Here is a 19,802-nt window from a genome sequence, read left to right as displayed (position 1 = left end):
TTAATAATGGTAGATTTTATAAAACGTGACAAAGATGATATTTATGGCAAACCAATAATAGGTTTTTTATTTAAAAATCAGAAGTTCTTAATGACTCTAAAAATAGCAGTTTTGGCTCTATTTTTCTATGCTATATATTTTGGATTTACACATACAGGAAAAGATAATAACTTTACTTGGGCTGTCTTTTGGGGGATTTTTTGGTCTCTGTTTATGGTTGTAACACTTCCAACATTAGGACGTGTATTTTGCGGAGTCTGTCCTCACGGCTTTATGGGAAAATACATTACAAAGTTTGGCTTGAAAAAAACCATGCCAAAGTGGATGCAAAATAGATACATAGGCATAGTGTTGCTTGTTATTGGTTGGTGGGCTGTCAATTACATGTTTCCTGGTCTCTACAGAATGCCGTTTGTCACTGCAATTTTATTTACGGTTATGACCCTACTCTCTTTTGTGGTTTATTTTCTATACAAAGATATGAGTTACTGTAAATATATCTGTCCTATTGGAACGCTGACCCGTGCTTATGCCAGACTCTCTTTTACATGGTTGGGTACATACAAAAGTGCATGTAATGATTGTAAAACATTTGAGTGTGCAACAGCTTGTCCATACAACTTAAAGCCATTTACATTCGATAAACGAAATTCAATGACTGACTGTACTCTGTGTATGGATTGCTCCGCTGCATGTGAAGCCGTAAGTTTTAAAGTTGAAAAACCATCATTTTCTCTATTTTCAAAATTTCAAGTTCTAAAAGCAGAGATTTGGACATACATACTTATCTTAGCAGCTATTCCTATTACAATGTCATTTCATCATGGAATCGGGCGAAGCAATGCTGCAGGAGATATGATATGGTCAAAAACAGCTGAGTTCTTAAAAGACTATATGAGCTTTGGTCCGGTAGATCCTGTTGGACTGTTTGCATTTCTTTATGCGATGCTTTTTACAATAGTAGCCGCTCTTCTTGGTATGTTTATAGCATCTAAAATTCTAAAAAAAGATTTTAAGAAAATCTTTTATGACCTTGGCTACTCATATGCTCCGCTGTTTATCTTAGGCTCAATCGCTCACTCACTTGAGACATTTTTTACAAGAGGTTATGAGCGTATAGTTGAAGGTTTTGCTCAAGGTTTTGGCTTCTCAGTAGATGTTGCATCTCTGGCAAACAGAGGAGATAGCTGGTTGCATATGTTTGGCTTACTTAAATGGGTAGCTATTGCTTGGGCTTTAATCATACTCTACAAGAGGATGAGACTCCTAGATGCTACGAAGATGAGAAAAATCATTGCATATCCTTTTGCTGCATCTCTGATAATCTTTTTCCTAAGTGTTAATATGTACAGAGGATATATACTTGACACATACGGCAGAGCAGCGAGTGGTCATGGTAACCATGGCGGAAGTGCTAAAGTATTTCAAAGTGTAGCTAAAGACAAAGCCACTATTTTACAATCTGGTAAAAATAAAGAAGCTTGTGCAAGCTGTGGTATGAGTTTGGCAAAATTTTATAAAGCTAACCATGCGGCAACACACAATGAAGAGACTAAACAGTTTTGTTCTTTGCACTGCGTTGCAAATGAGATGGGTATAAAAAAGATTCCTCTAAAAGATATTCAAGCAGTAGATTTAAAAAGTCTTAAATTCATAGATGCAACAAAAGTTTTTTATGTAATGGGAGCTAAGAAAAAAGGCATTATGAGTAAAAGCAGTAAGTTTGCTTTTGCTTCTAAAGCAGATGCCGAGGCATTCATACAAAAAAATGGTGGAAAAATAGTAAACTTTGACGTGGCATATAAAAATGCTCTAACAGATTTTAAAAGAAGACCTGCTCAAACTTATAAAAAACCAACAGCACTCAATAGCGTATATTTATCAGACACAAATCCATCAGCTAAAAAAGGAAAATCTTACGGTGGACATAGCCATGGTGGTGGAAGAAAATGGGTACCTTCAAAACAGTTGTGGCCTATCTTTGAAGACAATACTGGATATAAGAACTGTATGGGCAACATAAATGCTGAACTTTATCTTCTAGATGCCAACTTAAAAACAACAAAATTATCTCAATCAACAAAAGAAGGCTGTAAATCAGTTAGTTTTAAAATGCCCAACAATGGTTACTATAACCTATTTTACGTGGATAAAATAGTACAAGATAATACTCTATATATAAAAACTGCAAAGTTTGAAAATATGAGATTTAATCATAGTAATGATGCTGTATATGATGAGGAGAAAATGTCAGCTCATAGTATAAAAGAAGTGCCTTTTGATATTTTAAGACTAAGAGAGGATGGGGAGACTTTTTATCATCGTCTATACTCAGGCGGTAAAATTAGACTTAAAGTTTTACTTAATTCCAATCCTGTTGAAAATGCCAAACTAACACTCTCAACTAAAACAGGTTGGTCAAAAACAATTAAAACAGATAAAAATGGTATAGCAGTTTTCACGCTTTTAAAAGATTATTTTCCCGAGTGGGATAAGTTTGACAGAAGACATAAAAACGAATTTTTATTAACTGCAAACTATACACAAGACGCTAATGGCATCTATGAGGATAAAGAGTATAAGTATATAAACTACGAAGCAACATATGCGTCTCTTTATTATCCGGGAGAGAGTGAATACAGATCTTATGCTTATGGCTTAATGGCTGCAACAGCTACTGCTATACTATCCGGATTTGCTATCTACTGGTTTAGAAAAAGAAGAGAGAAACCTTTTAAGGAGCTAAGATTTGATGAAAAGAATTAGAGACTTTATAAACAAAGCCGACATTCGAAGATTTCGTTTTTGGCTACAACTGTTTTTCTTTATCCTCTTTATATATGGAGGCTACTTTTCTATCAATTTAGGAAATAGCATCCCCGTATTTTCATGCGGTTATGACAAAGAAGTTGGTGGAATGTGCTATTTTCTACCTCTGCAACATCAATTGGCTCGTCCGTTAGATGTACTCTTTAGCGTAGCGAGTATCTCTGTTCTCATAGCTTTTTTAACATTTTTACTCTGGTTTATTGTATTTAACAAAGCATGGTGTGGTTATGCCTGTCCATTAGGTACTATGCAAGACTGGTTAACAGGTTTGAGAAAGAAAATGGGTATCAGATATAGCACATACACACAGCCTCAGTTTAACAAATTAAAAAAGATAAAGTACCTTATGTTAGCTATTGTAATTTTAGCTCCTATGGCTGTTGGAATGGGTCTTCTTGGTGGAGAGTGGAGAACTGCGTTTTGTGAGATTTGTCCTGGAAGAATGATAACACCACTGTTTGTAGGAGATACATCTCAATGGAGTCTAGACTTCTCAACGAAAAGTGCAATGATTCTTACTTCACTTGGCTTAATATTTACCGGTCTTTTTGTGGTTGGTTCATTTGTTAAAAAGAGATTTTTCTGCTTTTTTTGCCCTATGAGTGCTATGCACTATATATTTAGTGATGCAGCTCTTTTAAAACTTAAAAAAGATGGCGATAAATGTACAAAATGTGGCGATTGCTACACGGTTTGTGATATGCAGATAAAAGACATAGCTGATGATGTTACAAGTACGAATATCTTAAGAGATGACTGTATATTATGTCTGAAATGTGTGGCTGCTTGTCCTGAAGATGATGTCTTGCATCTAGACCTTGTTAATCACTCTATATTTAAATCTACCAAAGGTGGATTTACAAAAAGAATGCAGATGGATGAGTGGGATAAAAAAGATGACTAAAAGTACTACAGAATATAAAATAGAGACTCCTAAAGAGAAACAAAATCGTCATAAAGCTATGGAAGCTATGACGGTACTAGAAAAAATAAAACATGAGTTTAAAGAACCTCCAAAAGCGATGGATTATTTTTACAATCTTTTTGAGAGTGTACATTGCAAAAATGAGCCTCTGCACAGTGATAAAGTGAAAGTTGGAACTATGTGCATCCAAGTTCCATCTGAAATCATATATGCTCTTGATGCAGTTCCTCTTAGACTCTGCAACGGTTTTTATACCAATGATGAGATTGGAAGTGACCTGCTTCCATCAAAAGCATGTCCTTTAGTAAAAGCGACTGTTGGACAGTTTGTATCTGATAACTTCTCAGATAAGCCCGATGTTATTATTTCTCCAACGACATGTGATCAAAAAGCAAAATCTGGTGCGATTATAGAAGAAATGGGATTTTCAGTCTATGATATGGAGTTTCCAAGAACAAAAGAGAGCGAAGAGAGCCGTGAATACTGGAGACGAAGTGTCAGAAAATTCACTAAAGATTTATCAGCTGATTTGGGTAAAAAAATAACAAAAAAGAAGTTAAAAGAGTCTATAAAAAAGGTTGGATATGCTCAGTATCTCTACCATAAACTAAACGTACTGAGAAAAAATGCTAGTTCTCCTATTTTAGGAGTAGATATGTTTCTTGTTACTAATGCTTTTTTCTTTGATAAAATAGACAACTGGATAGAAGCCGTAGATGCACTGACAAAGGAGTGTGAGCAAAGAGTAAAAGATGAGTTTAATGTTGCTCATAAAAGAAGTCCAAGAATAGTCTACACAGGCTCACCTCCAATCTTTCCAAATCTAAAAATCCCTCTTTTAATAGAGCAATCTGATGCTATAATAGTTGCAGATGAAACATGTTCATCAAACAGAATGTTTAACGACATGGTAAGTGTTGATGAATGGTTTGTAAATGATATGATTGACGGTGTTGCAGATAGATATTTAAAAGGGTGTACTTGCCCAATATTTACAAAAAATGAAGACAGAAAAAGACGAATAATTGATTTAGTAAAAGAGTATAAGGCTGATGGTGTTGTTTATCAGGCATTTGCCGGATGCCAAGTCTATGAGATGGAACAGAGATCTGTTTTAGAAGCGATGGAGAAAGAAGGTATACCTATTATTTATCTTGAGAGTGATTATAGCCCTAGTCATCTAGGTCAGCTTACAACCAGAATCGAAGCCTTTGTAGAGTCTCTCAAAAATAGAAGAAGGAAACGTTAATGCAATATTTTGCAGGAATCGATATAGGCTCAACTGCTATTAAAATTGCTCTCATAGATGAGAACAAAGAGTTAATAGGACATAAAATAAGTGCCAGTGGGAGTATGTTTTATAAGTATGCGAAACAGAGCCTAAAAGAGCTTCTAAGCGAGCTTAATATTGATGAAAAAGATTTAGTCTATACAGTAGCAACAGGTTACGGAAGAAAGCTCTTTAAAGAAGCAGATGAAAATATAAGTGAGATAACTGCAAATGCCATTGGAGCAAGAGCAGCTGCAAAAGACAAGTGTGAAATAAAGACTATTATTAACATAGGTGGTCAAGATTCAAAGGCAATTTCATTAGATAGTGAAGGAAATGTAGTAAACTTTGCAATGAATGACAGATGCGCGGCCGGGACTGGAAAGTTTCTCGATGTTGTTGCAATGAATCTGGAACTTGAAGTTAGTGATTTAGGTGATTATCACTTTAAATCAGAGGGTACACCACTGGCAATCAACAGCACTTGTGCAGTATTTGCAGAGTCTGAAATAATCGGACTTTTAGGAAATGACAATAGTGTTGAGGATATAGTTGCGGGTGTTCACTACTCTATAGCAAGAAGAATTATAAAGCTAGTTAAGAGAGTCGGCATAAAAGAGAATATCTATTTTGATGGAGGGCCTGCCCTTAATCGTGGTTTGGTTAATGCTATCGAAAATGAACTCGGCATTAAGATATTTATTCCTGAGTTTCCACAAATAACAACTTCATACGGAGCAGCAATTTTGGCACATGAATCTTATGAGTATGAAAAGGAAATGGAATAGTTCATGTTTGATAGAATGTTAAAATTTTTTATTGATAACTATAAAATCAACTATGCTCTCTTTTTTCTACTTTTTGCAGTAGGCATCTTCGCTTACAATCAAATTCCAAAAGAGATATCTCCGACTATTGAACCAAACTCTATAACAATTAGAGGCTCATACAGCGGTACATCTGTAGATATCCTAAATAAGATGGCTGTTCAAGAGATTGAAGATGAAGTTAAAAATATTGTTGGTGTAGATAGTGTTACATCTGTTGTGTCTCCAGGTGTATTTACGATAGTATTAGAACTAGATAAAAATGCAGATAAAACAGATGTAACAAACAAAATCGAAGATGCTATATCTCTAATCAGGACAAATCTTCCAAGCGATATGGATGACCCAATTATAAGAGGCGTGGCACATTCAAGAAGCATAATGCATGTATCAATACGCTCAGAGAATGTCTCTAGAGATAAACTCAAAGCTCTTTCTAAAAAATTTAAAAGCAGACTTCTTTCAATCGAAGATGTATCAGATGTCACTATTTTTGGAGATTCTGAACTTTTTTATGAAGTTCTGATAGATGAAAAAAAAGTAAATGCGTATAACCTCTCCTTGGATGAGACAATGCGAATATTTTCAGAGATATCTTATATATTTCCTTTGGGAAAAATAGATAATGCTAAAGAACAGTATTATATCTCTACACAAAATGATAAAAAATTCTCTAATGAATTTGAAAATACTATTATAAATATAAATGATCAGCAAATTGCCCTAAAAGATATTGCCACTATAAAAAAGAAGTATGAAGACTCATCAACACTTGCAAGTATGAATGGGCACAACTCAATCACACTCGCTGTCTCTCAAAATCCAAAAGGTGATGCAGTTACTATATCTAATGATATTAAAAAACTTATATCCCAGATGCATGTTGATGGTGTTGAATTTAGTGTTAGAATGGATAAATCTGTAGTTATAAAAGATACACTAAATATTGTCATCTCAAACATTTTACTTGGTGTTATTCTCATAACACTATTAACTGCTATTTTAATTAATGTACGAATAGCATTTATCATAGCTCTGGGTATTCCTACATCTTTTGTTATCGGTGCAATATACTTTTACTTTACAGGTTATTCTATTAATGTAAACTCTCTTATAGGTGTGCTTATTGCCATCGGTATTATCGTCGATGATGCCATAGTTGTAAGTGAGAATATTCAGCAATATATTGAAAAAGGATATTCAGCCAAAGAAGCAGCCTTTTTAGGTACTAAGGAGGTGGCAAAACCTGTGACCATTGCTTCACTGACTACCCTATTCTCTTTCATTCCTCTACTAATGTTAAGTGGAAGACTCGGTGAGATTATACAGCTTATACCAATTGCATTTTCTGCTCTTGTTATCGCTTCACTTATAGAGTCATTTATCTTTTTACCAATTCATGCTTCACATACTCTATCGGCAAAATCAAAAACACTCTCATGGGAAAAAATAAATCTACTCTATTCAAAGATTCTAAAACAGCTCGTAAAATATCAAAAAACTTTTTTACTGATTTTTTTAATAATAGTACCAGCACTAATCTACACGGGTGTAAAAAATTCAAAGTTTCAGATGTTTCAACCCTTTGATGACTCTTCTATCAGCATCACATTTAAAGCAACACCTACAACTACACTAGAAGAATCTCTAATAATTGTACAAACTTTAGAAAAAGATATTTTAAAAAATCATGATAGATTTTTTGTAAAACATGTGAGTTCAACGGCGGGATACAGAAGAAGTGCAACAGGATCTGCCGAGATGTACCCTTATGTAGGCTATGTTTCTATGGAATTACATAAGATGAAGCCTTTAAATTTTGTAGATAAATACATAACGCCTTACCTGAGCTTTTATTATGATTCTAAGGACAGAATAAGAGATAAATCTTCACAAGATATTTCACAAGATCTTAGAGTTTGGCTAAAAGAGCAAAAGTATAAAAAACAATTTAATTTAAACAACCTAATGGTTGTCGAGAATAAAATGGGTCATACAAAAGCTGATATTCGCATAGGTGTAATCAGTGATGATCATCAAAAAGCTCTAAAAGCTATTAGAGAAATAGAAGATGCTTTCTCCAAGATAGTGGGAATTAAATATTATGGAGACAATGTTAAAATAGGAGCTGATGAGATAAAACTCAAACTAAATGCATACGCAGAGGAGCTTGGTATAACTGAGGAATACCTTGGCAACTACGTATCCAATCTTTATCTTTCAAGAAAAGTCGGTACTATTTTTGACGGTAATGAGCTTGTAGATATAAAAGTAAAATCCTTCAATGTTGAAGATGGTTTAGAGAGTTTTAAAAGACTTGAAATTCCTCTAAATAACAATACATTTGTAAAACTAAAAGATATTTGTGAATTTGAAATAGTAGAGTCTCTAGAGAGATTGGTTAAAGATGATGGAGAGATTAGTTTTTTTGTTTTTGCAAATGTTGATCCATCTATCATAACAGCAACGGAAGTCTTGGAAAAAATCGCTCCTACCATTGAAGAACTAAAAAAAGTAAAAGGAATCAAGTTAAAATTCAAAGGTGAAAGAGAACAAAAAAAGACTATGCAAACTGAGATGATATTGGCTTCAGTACTAGCTATTATTTTAATCTTTATCTCCATACTATATCTGTTTAATTCTCTTAGAGAGACTTTTATCGTTATGTCTGTTATCCCTTTTTCTCTTCTTGGTGTATATGTAGGTCACTTTTTTATGGGTTTAAATATATCACTTCCATCTCTTATAGGGGCATTGGGACTTGCCGGGGTCATAGTAAATGACGGAATCATTATGATGGCAACACTGAAAAATGCTCAAAGTAAAGATGATATATTAACTCTTGCTTCAAGAAGGTTAAGACCAATTATACTAACATCTATAACAACTGTTGTAGGTCTTTCATCTTTAATATTTTTTGCATCAGGACAAGCTGTAACATTTCAACCCTTAGCAGTAACTATGGGATTTGGACTTTTATGGGGAACAGTACTAAATCTTTTTTACCTTCCTACGATGTATAATTTTTCAAGAAAGTACAAAACAACATGAATAGATATCTCTCATCATTTATAATCAGTTTTATTTTTTATTTTTCCTTAATTGCAGGAGTGATTTATTTTGTAAATATTGATGAGAGTTGTAATGCAGACGCAAATATAAAAGTAACTAAAAAAATCTGTTTCTCAGTCGTAACTCAACCAGAAACTCCCAAGCCAAAAATAGAAAAAAAAATAAAACCAAAGAAAAAACCGAAACCAAAACCTGAGCCGATTAAAGAAAAGCCCATCCCTAAACCAATACCAGAACCTATAGTAGAAAAAACTATAGAAGAACATATAGAGCCTGTTAAAGAGATAGAAGAGGAGATAGAAGTAGTTGAAGAGGAGACCCAAGAGAGTGTGACTCCTACAGAAACTATTACAAAGACTCAAAATAAAATTAATCATGAAGTTGTTCAGGCAAAACAAGATTTGTTTATTAAACATTTAATTCATAAAATTAATAGTAATAAATCTTACCCACATACGGCTAGAAGAAGAGGTATAGAGGGACTTGTAGATGTCAAGTTTAAGATATTATCAGATGGTAATGTAGAGGATATTAAGATAATCTCAGGAAGAAGTATTTTTAAAAAATCAGCTATTCAAGCGATTACAAGAAGCTTTCCTATTTCTGTGAAAGATTCTTTCTTTGACTTTCCAAGAGAGTTTAAAATAAAAATCTCATATATTTTAAAGTAAAAAGAGCTTTAGTAGCTTAAGATGGGCAACTCTCTATTTCACCCATATCAATGTTTGAGCCACCACCCGAAATCATCTGCTCATTTTGGCGAATCAATTTACCATTATGTGTGATAGAGTAAGTGATAGCTGTAGTATCACGAATAGTATTAATAGTTGAGCAGTAAGTCTCTAACGATGCCATAACCCAGCGAGCAGCCATAGTGTCATCACCATCTGAGTTAAAACTATATGTCAGGTGCAGAGTATTAAACTTACATGGATGAGATTCATTTCTTACAACTTCACCATCTACAACTAAATCCGTAACAGTTTTATCTTGATTCTTTGGAATCAAAACTATATCTGTCGCACTACATGTAATAATACCAGCTAAAAAATACTCAACAGGAGATATAACAGGACAATCAATTACAAAACTACTCTTTGAAGTTTTAGCTTCAAACTTCATACCATCTTGGTGAGAAACACTTACTTTCATATAAATAACTCCGGATTAGTTTCTATTAAAAAAGTCTTAAATTGTTCTAACTGTTCCACAGTTCTTACAGTTGCGGTTCCACCTGCAGAAGTTCTTGCATTCATAGAATTTTTAAGAACTAAATACTCTAGTACATCTTCACTAATTCTTGAATCAATCTCTTTAAGATATTTAAATTCTATATCACTTAAATCAATTTTTAACTCTTCACTCTTAGCAACAGCGTGACCTGTAATAAAATGAGCTTCACGGAATGGGATACCGCATTTCTCAACTAAATAATCAGCTAAATCAGTAGCTGCTAAATGTCCAACAGAACAAGCAGATTCCATATTATGAGCTTTTACTTCCATAGTTTTAATAGCTTCTTTTAAAATCTCTAAAGATATTAAAGCTGTATCAACTGAATCAAAAACACCCTCTTTATCTTCTTGAGTATCTTTGTTGTAAGCTAATGGAAGACCTTTCATAACAGTTAAAAGTCCCATTAAAGAGCCATATACACGACCTGTTTTTCCGCGAAGAAGCTCAGGTACATCAGGATTTTTCTTTTGTGGCATGATAGATGAACCTGTGGAATATTCATCACTTAACTCTACAAATCCAAACTCATAACTTGACCACATAACAAGTTCTTCACTCAGACGAGAGATATGCATCATCATAGTTGAGATATTAAACAAAATCTCTAAAGCAAAATCTCTGTCACTTACAGTATCTAAACAGTTCACACTTACACTATCAAAGCCAAGAAGTTGCGCTGTCATATCTCTATCTACATTATGCGGTGTTCCTGCTAGTGCAGCACAACCAAGCGGAGAAACATTATTTCTTTTGTATGAGTCTTCAAATCTAGCAATATCACGCTTAAACATCGCTAGATAAGCTCCTAAATGAAAGCCAAAGTTAGTTGGTTGAGCATGTTGAAGATGTGTCATACCAGGAATAAGTGTCTCTGTGTGTTTCTGTGCTACAACTAAGATCTCTTTCATTAAAAGTTTTAGAGAATCTACTAAGTCTAAGTTTCTTTTTAAAACCCAGCGACGGAAGTCAACAGCAACTTGATCATTTCTACTTCTTGCAGTATGTAGTTTTTTACCTGCATCTCCAATAATAGCAGTTAAACGTTTTTCAATCCCCATATGAAGATCTTCATCGCCTATTTTCCACTCAAATTTGCCTGATTCTATTTCACTCAATACCTGGTTTAAACCCTCAGTAATTTGACGAAGTTCTTCAGTTGTTAAAATTTCTTGTTTTGTAAGCATTGCTGCATGAGCAAGTGAACCTTCAATATCTTCTTTATATAATTTTCTGTCATACATGATTGAAGCATTAAACTCATCTAATAAACTTGAAGCACCCGCTGAAAAACGGCCTGACCACATTTTATCCATTTTAATTTCCTTAATTTATTTATTTATTATAATTGAAACTTTTTATTTAACTTCTCATCCAAGTCCCATAGTCCTTTTTTCTTTAATTCTTCAACTACACTTTGAGTACAATCAACATCATCTGGCCATTCACGAGTAAAACCGTCTATAACACTTTTATTTGTTCCATCAACACCAACCATTAATCCTGTAATAAAAACATCTCTTAAAGCGTCCATATTATTAGTAACACGCCAAATCAACATATATGGATTAAACAAATCATTTTTATTCTCATCTACAAAGATTACAATTCTAATATTTGTGCTTAAATCTATAAGTGCATCAAAATACTCTTTTGCATTTTTAGTCTTATTTAGAGTGATTACAGTAATCGGATTTTTAGTACGTCTCATATATTGGTGTACGCCGGTAGCATCTGGTATTAACTCTTGAATTTTTTCTAGTAGCTCTTCATCACCTAAAAGCTGAGGAGCTTCTACTTTATGAGCTGCAGTAACATCTATACCAAGCTTTCCACCGACTAATGTCTCTGGTGAAGAGTGATCAAGTGCATCTAAAATACCTTCAGAAATAAAAAGAGATTTAGGAGTAAATCTATCCAATATGTAAGAGGTCAGTACTTCATAGTTATCTAGTTTTGGAGAGCTCTCATCTAAAAATATTGCATGTTTTACAAAACTCATTTGTCCTGCACCCCAAAAAGCATGCATAAATTGTTTTGCATGCCCTTTGTAGTGAGGTTGCATTTTAGCAAGTATTAAGTTGTGAAAACCTGCATTTTCTGGCATATGATAGTCAAGTAAGTCAGGTACAGTAGTCTTTAATAATGGAAAGAAGATTTTACCAGTTGCCCAACCCATATACTTATCTTCCAATGGTGGCTTACCTACAACAGTAGCTAGAAATGTAGGTTTAGCTCTGGTAGTAATTGCACTAACTTGCATTACTGGGTATGGTTCTTCTAAAGTATAATAACCTGTATGATCGCCAAAAGGCCCTTCTATTCTCATTTCTTGTGTATCAACCCAACCTTCTATAACATAATCAACATCAGCTGGAATATATAGTGGAGTCGTTAAAGATTTGACTAATTTAGCAGGTTCTTTTTTAATAAGACCATACATCAGAAGCTCATTTACTCCATATGGCAGTGGAGCAGTTGCACACCAAGTGTAGAGTGGATCACCACCTATTGCAACTGTTACAGGCATTTTTTTACCAGCTTTTTGATACTGATCGAAAAAGTGAGATGAGTCTTTATGAATCTGCCAGTGCATACCTAAATGATTTTTATCATAGACTTGTAGTCTATACATACCAAGATTTACCAACTCACCATCTAAACTTTGTGTATAAACCTGCCCCATAGTTATAAAAGGACCACCATCTTGTTCCCAAGTAGTTAATACTGGTAATTTATAAAGATCAATATCTTCATCTTGATAGATTACTTCCTGACAAGCACCCTTACCCTTTAAACGTTTAGGAAAAATATTTTTAAGTGCAAAAAGCTCACTTGCCATTGAAATTTTATCCATAAAACCTGCAGGAGGTTTCATATGAAGAAGTTTAGTTATCTCATCTGCAACTGATTCTATACTGCGACCAAAAAGAAGTTCACAACGCTTATATGAACCAAATACATTCATAAAAACATTCTCGCTAAATTTAATACCGCTTTTTTTATCTACTACATTGGTGAAAAGAATGGCTTTACCACCATCTTTTTTCTTTACTTCTGCATATGCTAAATGAGGAATTTCAAGGTAAATATCTAGTTCATCATCAATAACTCTTAGTTCACCGTTTTTTTGTAATAGCTCTATAGTTTTTTTCATATTTATAATCTTTGTGGCATTTCATCTTTAAACGCTGTTTCTTCTGCTCTTTTTAGTAGCTCTAGTGCTCCATTATCTATCATAAGTTTAGCCATTTCAAACCCTAGACCATCACTTTTATCAAAATCTTTTACTATTTTTTCTTGCATTATATTTGTGCCATTAGGAAAACCTATCATAGTTCTAAAAATTATTTTATCTCCATTAACTACAGCATTACAAGCAACAGGTGCTGAACAACCTGCTCCAATTTTAGAAATAAAATCTCTCTCTATTTGAGTACAAATAAATGTTTTTTCATCTTTTAAACTCTCAGCTATCTCTCTAACTTTGTCATTTCCTTGAACTATCTCTATACCAAGAGCTGCTTGTCCCATCGGTGGTATCATCATGTCAAGCGATAATTTTTGAGTATGTGGAATATCTTTGAGTAAGTCTAATCTGTGAAGACCGATATATGCCAAGATAATAGCATCATATTGCCCCTCAGATAGTTTTCTTAGTCTTGTATTTACATTACCTCTTAAGTCTTTTACCTTTAAATCTGGTCTTTGTTGTAAAAGTTGCATTCTTCTTCTAAGACTTGTAGTCCCTACAACTGCTCCTTGTGGTAAATCTTCTAAAGACTCATACTTGTGAGATAAGAAAACATCACTTTGATCTTGACGCTTTGTAACCGCTACTAGTTCTAAACCATCAGGAATATATGTAGGAACATCTTTTAAAGAGTGAACTGCAATATGAGCATTGCCTGCTAGCATCTCGTCTTCTAGTTCTTTTGTAAAATGACCCTTACCGCCAATAAGAGCTAAAGGTTTATCTAAAACTTTGTCCCCATTACTTACAATCTTATTTAACTCAACTGTAATTTCAGGGTATGAAGCCTCTACTCTAGCTTTAATGTGGTATGCTTGCCATAGTGCTAAATCAGAGACTCTAGTGGCTATTACTAATTTTTTCATTCTCTATTTAACCTTTTCAAATTTTCTTTTTGTTTTGTCTAACTTATCATCAAAAAACATAGTTGGAGTTCCACCAACCATTAAATTGTTTGCAATGTTTAAATCACTGTTAATATGATTCATAACAGCTTTTGAGTTTATATCAGCAGGTGTTATATTTGTTTTCATTGTTTTGTTAAATGCTTCTAAAATTTTACTGATATCTTTCTCTCTTGGGTCTATTTCTACAGTGTAAAGCTTAAGTACAACATTTTTTTTACCTTGTAACTCAGCTGCAACTGCTGCTTTAACTAACTCTACTGCTGCAGGGTGAAGTGAAGGAAGAGGAAAGTGATAATAATATATAGCAAATTTCTTTGGATCTTTTTTCATAGTCTCTATTGCTTTTGGGACAAAAGTTCTACAAAATGGACACAATGGATCTGAGAAGATTGCCACTCTATGTTTAGCATCTGCATTTCCATAAATAAGGTTTTCTTTTTTATAATATTTTAGTGCAAATGACGGTGAAACACTCTCTTTTAAAGAAGTCCCTGTTTTAATATCTATAAGGTCTGGTGAAATAGTATCTCCGTTTGAGAACCATATCATCTTTTGCTTGACATCACGACTGCCTTGATTGGCTTTTACCGTTGCATCTACACCAACTATATATGCACTCCAACCTTTTACCTTTTCTAGAGCAATAGTTTGTTCAACTTTAACGCTTAGCTTGATTATATTTGGGTTGCCCTCAAATGATTTTTTTAAAAACTTTTCTACATCTTCGTTTGAAGTAGAAGCCTGTAAATAACTATTTAGTAGTAGAGCTATCGCTAATAATTTCAACATCAATGACATCTGAATCCTTTTGTATATTTTTTTCTATATTACTTATATTTTCTTGATTGTGACTTGATTTATAATTAGCTGATTTTACATTATAACGGTTAACAAGCATACTCGTAAATACGCTAAACTGAATCAATATACCTATTATATCAGTTAAAAAACCTGGGATTATCAGTAAGATTGCACCAATGATTGTAAAGAGATTAAGTTTTTGGAACTCTCTAAGATCAATTGCATTATAAGAGACTGCTGTTATATTATGAAGAAGAGTTGTTCTAAAATTTATCAATATTAATATACCTATAAAAGCAGTTAAAACTATTTCAAAGAATGTTGCTAAACCACCAATAGATGATGAAATATTTACAGAGATAAGAACTTCTAAAAAGAGATATATTATAAAGTAAATCATGCTATATTAGTCCCATTATTGTAGAAAATATATCACCGACTTTAACTGATGACTTTTGTGTTGTTTTTCTATCGTATACTTGAACAAGACCGTTGGCTAGTTCTTTTCCAATTATAACAGTATATGGAAAACCAATAAGTTCTGCATCTTTCATCTTAAAGCCAAATCTTTCTTTTCTATCATCAAACATAACTTCAACATTTTCACCTAAAAGTTTTAAGTAGAGTTCTTCACCAAGTATTACTTGCTCTTCATCTTTAATATTTGAGACCATAATATTTACCATAAATGGAGCTGTCTCTTTAGTCCAAATACAACCATTTTCATCATGGTTTTGTTCTATTACAGATGCTACTAGTCTACTAACACCTATTCCGAACGTTGCCATCTCAAATGGTTTTGGTTTGCCATTATCATCATTAAAATGTGCTTCTAAAGCCGCCGAATATTTAGTTCCAAGTTGAAAAATATGCCCAACTTCTATACCTTTTTTAAAAATAAGTGTAGCTCCACAAGAACATTTTTGTTCTAACTCTAACACTGCTAACTCTTCATAAGATTTCTCATTATAAGCATCAACTTGCGCTTCATCTTCAAAAATAGTTTCAATATTTGCACCGTAGTCACATGATTCACATACAACAAGAGTATCTTCACCACTATTTGCTAAAACATGAAATTCTTTACTTCCTTCTCCACCAATTGCTCCACTATCTGCTTCAACTACTCTAAAATCAAGTCCTAGTCTAGTGAAGATTTTTTTATAAGTCTCTTCCATCAGGTTAAACTCTCTAACCATATCTTCTTTAGATGCATGAAAAGAGTATCCATCTTTCATTAAAAATTCACGACCGCGTAAAAGACCATATCTTGGTCTTGCTTCATCACGGAATTTAGTATTTATCTGGTATAGGTTTAGAGGTAAATCTTTATAAGAAGTCACTCTATTTTTTACTAACTCTACCATAGCTTCTTCATTAGTAGGACTCAGTACAAACGAGTTTTGATGTCTATCTTGGATGCGAAGCATCTCTTTTCCCATAGTCTCGGAACGACCACTTCTCTCCCATAGACTCATAGGTGTCACAAAGCTAAGTTGTACCTCGTTGCAACCTGCATTATCCAACTCTTCTTTTACAATAGTTCTAATTTTTTCTAGTACTATTTTGCCTAGTGGCATAAAGTTATAAAGACCAGCGCCTTGTTGGTTTATAAATCCACCTCTAATTAAAAACTGGTGTGATGGAAGTGTTGCATCTGATGGTACTTCTTTTGTTGTTGGTATAAAAGCTTTACTTCTTCTCATTTGCTTCCTTGTTGTATTACATTTAGAGCGTGCTCACACTTATAATTATCTGGCATCTCTGTCTCAGCATCTTTATTTATTAAAAACTGCATAGCGCCGGTTATCATGTCTGATTTTGAATCTTCAGATACACTTCTCATTTTTGAAGTCATATCATGTAAAAAGCGTTTCATTACCTGCTCACCCATTTTACGAACTTGTTCTTCATACTCTTTTGGAATATAGCCATTATTAATAACTCTATTACTCTCTATTTTTGCAGCTTCAAAAGCTTTTTCATATATCTCTTTTATCATTGGTTCTATGTTTAGAGTATCCAGCCACTCAAAAAATGCCACTGTGCTTCGTCCTATAATAGTATGAGCTTTTCTAGCCTCATCTTCTCTAAGACCCCTGTTTTCATCAACAATTATTTTTAAATCATCTATTTGGTAAAGGTTTATACGCTCGCCCTTATGATATATAATATCTCTTGGAATCGCTAAGTCAAACCAGTATCTGTCAAAATCACATGCTTTGATAATATCATCAGTAATGATAGGAACTGGAGATGATGTTGCAGTGAAAAGAATCTCAAACTCATTTATTATGTGAGGAAGTTGGTCAAAGTCCAAAACCTTTGCCCCGCACTCTTCTGCCAAAGTAAAAGCTTTATCTTTTGTTCTGTTCATAATATAAACATCAGCACCATTTGATATCATATGTTTTGCAGTAATCTCAGACATCTCTCCAACACCTATGATTAGTGCTTTCTTTCCCTCAACGCTCTCTAAAACAGATTTAAGTTTTGAAACTGCAACACTTGCGATTGAAACAGGTTTAGAAGAGATATCAGTTGCGTTTCTTACTTTTGCCGCACATTTAAAGGCATTGTGCATTGCACGTGCAAGTTTTTGACCACAGTAACCTTTGTCATATGAAAACCTAAATGCATCTTTTAGTTGACCTGCAATCTGAGTCTCTCCAATTACCATTGAGTCAAGTGAAGATGCAACAGTGAAAAGATGATGAATAGCACTACTGTCATCAAATACATCAGCACGACCTTCTAACTCTTCAATAGCAATTCCAGAACGAGCTGTCAGCTTTTCAAATATATGCTTAGTTGCAGCAGATATATCATTACAACTACAAAAAATTTCCATTCTATTGCATGTAGAGATAAGTATTGTCTCATTTATCGTCTCACTCTCGTTTAGAACTCTTAAACACCCCTCAACATTTTCATCATCAGGATATGTCAACTTTTCTCTAATCTCGAGAGTAGAATTTTTGTGTGAGAAACTTATATTTATATAGTGCATTAGTAACTTCTTTTTATCATGGTTTGTAATATATCAATGAGCTCTTTATCATCTTTAACAGCCAACATAGCTTCATTTGATAGTTTTACAGCCAGTTCAAATGATTTTTCAACGCTTTTATGTTCTTTCATCTTCGCTTTAATCCAAAGAGTCTCATCCTCATCAATATGTTTTGCATGTGAGTTTTTTAGTCTTGCAGAATCCTCTGCATTTAATTCTCTGTTGAGATAGATATAAGGAAGTGTACATTTTCCCTCTACAAAATCATTCATAGCTGGTTTTCCAAGAGTAACAGCATCTGCTGTAATATCCAAGATATCATCAATAATTTGAAATGACAAGCCAAGGTTTCGTCCATAAACTCCATATGAAGAAGCATTTTTGCCTGCAAGCAGAGCAGAAGCGTAAGCCGCGGCTTCTATAAGAGTAGCAGTTTTAAGGTAGAGCATATCAAGATATTTTTCTTCATCTTCATTAAACTCATCTGCCATCTTCACATCTTGCATCTCACCCTTAGAGAGTGAGGTTACAGAAGCTGCTATAACTTTTGCAATATCTCTATCAAACTCAACAAGCTCTGTAAAAGCTTTGGAATATAAAATATCTCCTAACATCACAGCAGTTTTACTGCCATCTGTCGCATTAACAGATGGCACACCTCTTCTTGTTAAAGCCTCATCGATTACATCATCATGAAGAAGACTTGCTCCATGAATTAACTCAACTATAGCAGCTAGAAGTGGAGCTTTTTCATGTTTGGGAGCAATTTTTAAAATAAGCTTTGCCCTAAGTCTTTTACCACCAGAGAGCATATTAAAAAGACGAGTTACCTCGTCATAATCAATCTCTTTTATCAATCTTGTTATTTCACTCTCAACTCTTTGCATCCATACCTCTTTAACTATTCTTCAAATATTTTAAACTAATCTCTGTTTTTTTATCAAACAAGAACAGCTCAAATACTGCTTCATTTGTCTCATAATTAAACTCTTTAAATTTAACTAGTAAATAAGCCGGATTAAAATAACCCGTACCTCTAGGTCTAAGCTCTAAGCGAAAAGTACGATTTTTTTCTCTTAAGTAGAGTATATTTTGTGATACTATTCTATCGTATGAGCGATGTATAACTAATCCTCTATTTTGATAGAGTGTCCAGTTAAATTTAAAGAGTTTTGTAATGTCGCCATATTTTACAAGAATTTTCTTTTGTTCATCCTTTTTTAGAGAGATTGTTGTTACATCTCTGTACTCATCTCCAAAAACTGCACTATAACTTAGTGCTAAAATAATAAAAACTTGTAAAAACAGCTTCATTTTATTTATTCACTTTTTGAAACTATTTCACCCATCAGTTCAATACTTAAACTCTTAGTCTTAATTTCAACTGATTCAGAACTCTCAATCATGAAGATGTCAATTTCTTTGCCATAATCTTCACCAAATTTTTCTTCTAAAAAAAGCTCCATTGCCGCTCTTCTTTTCATAAAATTTTCTAAATCATATCTAACAACATCATTGTTGGCATTAAAAATTATATCCATCAATTTACTAGTTGGTGAACCTAAAAATACATCATCTTCATCTTCAAATAGTGCACTATATTTTGACATTTAATTATTCCTTAGTTTTATTTATATATTTTGTGATTATACACTTCATTTATTAATCATTACT

17 protein-coding genes are annotated in these 19,802 nt (G+C 33.6%); 6 read left to right on the top strand and 11 right to left on the bottom strand.

Features of this window, described 5'->3' with window-relative positions; translation table 11 throughout:
* The first annotated feature begins 6 nt into the window (after nucleotides 1-6).
* From ACLHDE_RS05655 to ACLHDE_RS05630, 6 genes are read left to right on the top strand one after another with little or no spacing between them, the layout of a single operon-like run.
* Entirely contained in the window at nucleotides 7-2,766 is a 2,760-nt protein-coding gene (locus ACLHDE_RS05655; protein ID WP_415398233.1) for a nitrous oxide reductase accessory protein NosL, read from the top strand.
* Entirely contained in the window at nucleotides 2,753-3,733 is a 981-nt protein-coding gene (locus ACLHDE_RS05650; RefSeq protein WP_415398232.1) for a 4Fe-4S binding protein, read from the top strand. The genes ACLHDE_RS05655 and ACLHDE_RS05650 overlap by 14 nt, the downstream gene beginning before the upstream one ends.
* Entirely contained in the window at nucleotides 3,726-5,003 is a 1,278-nt protein-coding gene (locus ACLHDE_RS05645) for a 2-hydroxyacyl-CoA dehydratase (protein WP_415398231.1), read from the top strand. Before ACLHDE_RS05650 ends, ACLHDE_RS05645 begins: the two co-directional genes overlap by 8 nt.
* The gene (locus tag ACLHDE_RS05640) at nucleotides 5,003-5,812 is read left to right on the top strand and encodes an acyl-CoA dehydratase activase (protein ID WP_415398230.1); all 810 of its coding nucleotides are present in this window, start codon (nucleotides 5,003-5,005) and stop codon (nucleotides 5,810-5,812) included. Before ACLHDE_RS05645 ends, ACLHDE_RS05640 begins: the two co-directional genes overlap by 1 nt.
* A 3-nt stretch (nucleotides 5,813-5,815) precedes the next feature.
* The gene (locus ACLHDE_RS05635; protein WP_415398229.1) at nucleotides 5,816-8,902 is read left to right on the top strand and encodes an efflux RND transporter permease subunit; all 3,087 of its coding nucleotides are present in this window, start codon (nucleotides 5,816-5,818) and stop codon (nucleotides 8,900-8,902) included.
* The gene (locus tag ACLHDE_RS05630) at nucleotides 8,899-9,594 is read left to right on the top strand and encodes an energy transducer TonB (protein WP_415398228.1); all 696 of its coding nucleotides are present in this window, start codon (nucleotides 8,899-8,901) and stop codon (nucleotides 9,592-9,594) included. Before ACLHDE_RS05635 ends, ACLHDE_RS05630 begins: the two co-directional genes overlap by 4 nt.
* A gap of 16 nt (nucleotides 9,595-9,610) precedes the next feature.
* On the opposite strand, the gene ACLHDE_RS05625 is transcribed toward ACLHDE_RS05630, so the two are convergent.
* The 11 genes from ACLHDE_RS05625 to ACLHDE_RS05575 are packed head-to-tail and all read right to left on the bottom strand — an operon-like array spanning nucleotide 9,611 to nucleotide 19,738.
* On the bottom strand, nucleotides 9,611-10,075 hold the full coding sequence (locus ACLHDE_RS05625) for an OsmC family protein (protein WP_415398227.1): 465 nt from the start codon (nucleotides 10,073-10,075) through the stop codon (nucleotides 9,611-9,613).
* Nucleotides 10,072-11,472, bottom strand: coding sequence for an argininosuccinate lyase (gene argH / locus ACLHDE_RS05620; protein WP_415398226.1), 1,401 nt, complete (start codon nucleotides 11,470-11,472; stop codon nucleotides 10,072-10,074). The genes ACLHDE_RS05625 and argH overlap by 4 nt, the downstream gene beginning before the upstream one ends.
* Nucleotides 11,473-11,498: 26 nt before the next feature.
* Entirely contained in the window at nucleotides 11,499-13,313 is a 1,815-nt protein-coding gene (locus ACLHDE_RS05615) for a menaquinone biosynthesis decarboxylase (RefSeq protein WP_415398225.1), read from the bottom strand.
* Between the two features lie 2 nt (nucleotides 13,314-13,315).
* Nucleotides 13,316-14,275: a hydroxymethylbilane synthase gene (hemC, locus tag ACLHDE_RS05610; RefSeq protein WP_415398224.1), complete on the bottom strand. Its 960-nt coding sequence runs from the start codon at nucleotides 14,273-14,275 to the stop codon at nucleotides 13,316-13,318.
* A gap of 3 nt (nucleotides 14,276-14,278) precedes the next feature.
* Nucleotides 14,279-15,115: a DsbA family protein gene (locus ACLHDE_RS05605; protein ID WP_415398223.1), complete on the bottom strand. Its 837-nt coding sequence runs from the start codon at nucleotides 15,113-15,115 to the stop codon at nucleotides 14,279-14,281.
* Complete coding sequence (locus tag ACLHDE_RS05600; protein WP_415398222.1) at nucleotides 15,069-15,518, bottom strand: FxsA family protein; 450 nt, start codon at nucleotides 15,516-15,518, stop codon at nucleotides 15,069-15,071. The genes ACLHDE_RS05605 and ACLHDE_RS05600 overlap by 47 nt, the downstream gene beginning before the upstream one ends.
* 1 nt (nucleotide 15,519) lies before the next feature.
* A complete protein-coding gene (proS, locus tag ACLHDE_RS05595) occupies nucleotides 15,520-16,824 on the bottom strand; it encodes a proline--tRNA ligase (protein WP_415398221.1) in 1,305 nt (434 codons plus the stop codon).
* Nucleotides 16,821-18,128 carry a glutamyl-tRNA reductase gene (gene hemA, locus ACLHDE_RS05590; protein ID WP_415398220.1) on the bottom strand — a complete coding sequence of 436 codons (1,308 nt, stop codon included), beginning with the start codon at nucleotides 18,126-18,128 and terminating at the stop codon, nucleotides 16,821-16,823. The genes proS and hemA overlap by 4 nt, the downstream gene beginning before the upstream one ends.
* Complete coding sequence (locus tag ACLHDE_RS05585; protein WP_415398219.1) at nucleotides 18,128-19,015, bottom strand: polyprenyl synthetase family protein; 888 nt, start codon at nucleotides 19,013-19,015, stop codon at nucleotides 18,128-18,130. Before ACLHDE_RS05585 ends, hemA begins: the two co-directional genes overlap by 1 nt.
* Before the next feature lie 10 nt (nucleotides 19,016-19,025).
* Complete coding sequence (locus ACLHDE_RS05580; protein WP_415398218.1) at nucleotides 19,026-19,442, bottom strand: hypothetical protein; 417 nt, start codon at nucleotides 19,440-19,442, stop codon at nucleotides 19,026-19,028.
* 5 nt (nucleotides 19,443-19,447) lie between these two features.
* Nucleotides 19,448-19,738 (bottom strand): DUF2018 family protein, encoded by a 291-nt coding sequence (locus ACLHDE_RS05575; protein ID WP_415398217.1) that lies wholly within the window; start codon nucleotides 19,736-19,738, stop codon nucleotides 19,448-19,450.
* Nucleotides 19,739-19,802: the final 64 nt, after the last annotated feature.

Origin of the sequence: Sulfurimonas iocasae, assembly GCF_047716755.1 — a bacterium.
GTDB lineage: Bacteria > Campylobacterota > Campylobacteria > Campylobacterales > Sulfurimonadaceae > Sulfurimonas.
This window is presented reverse-complemented; position numbering and strand designations above follow the sequence as displayed.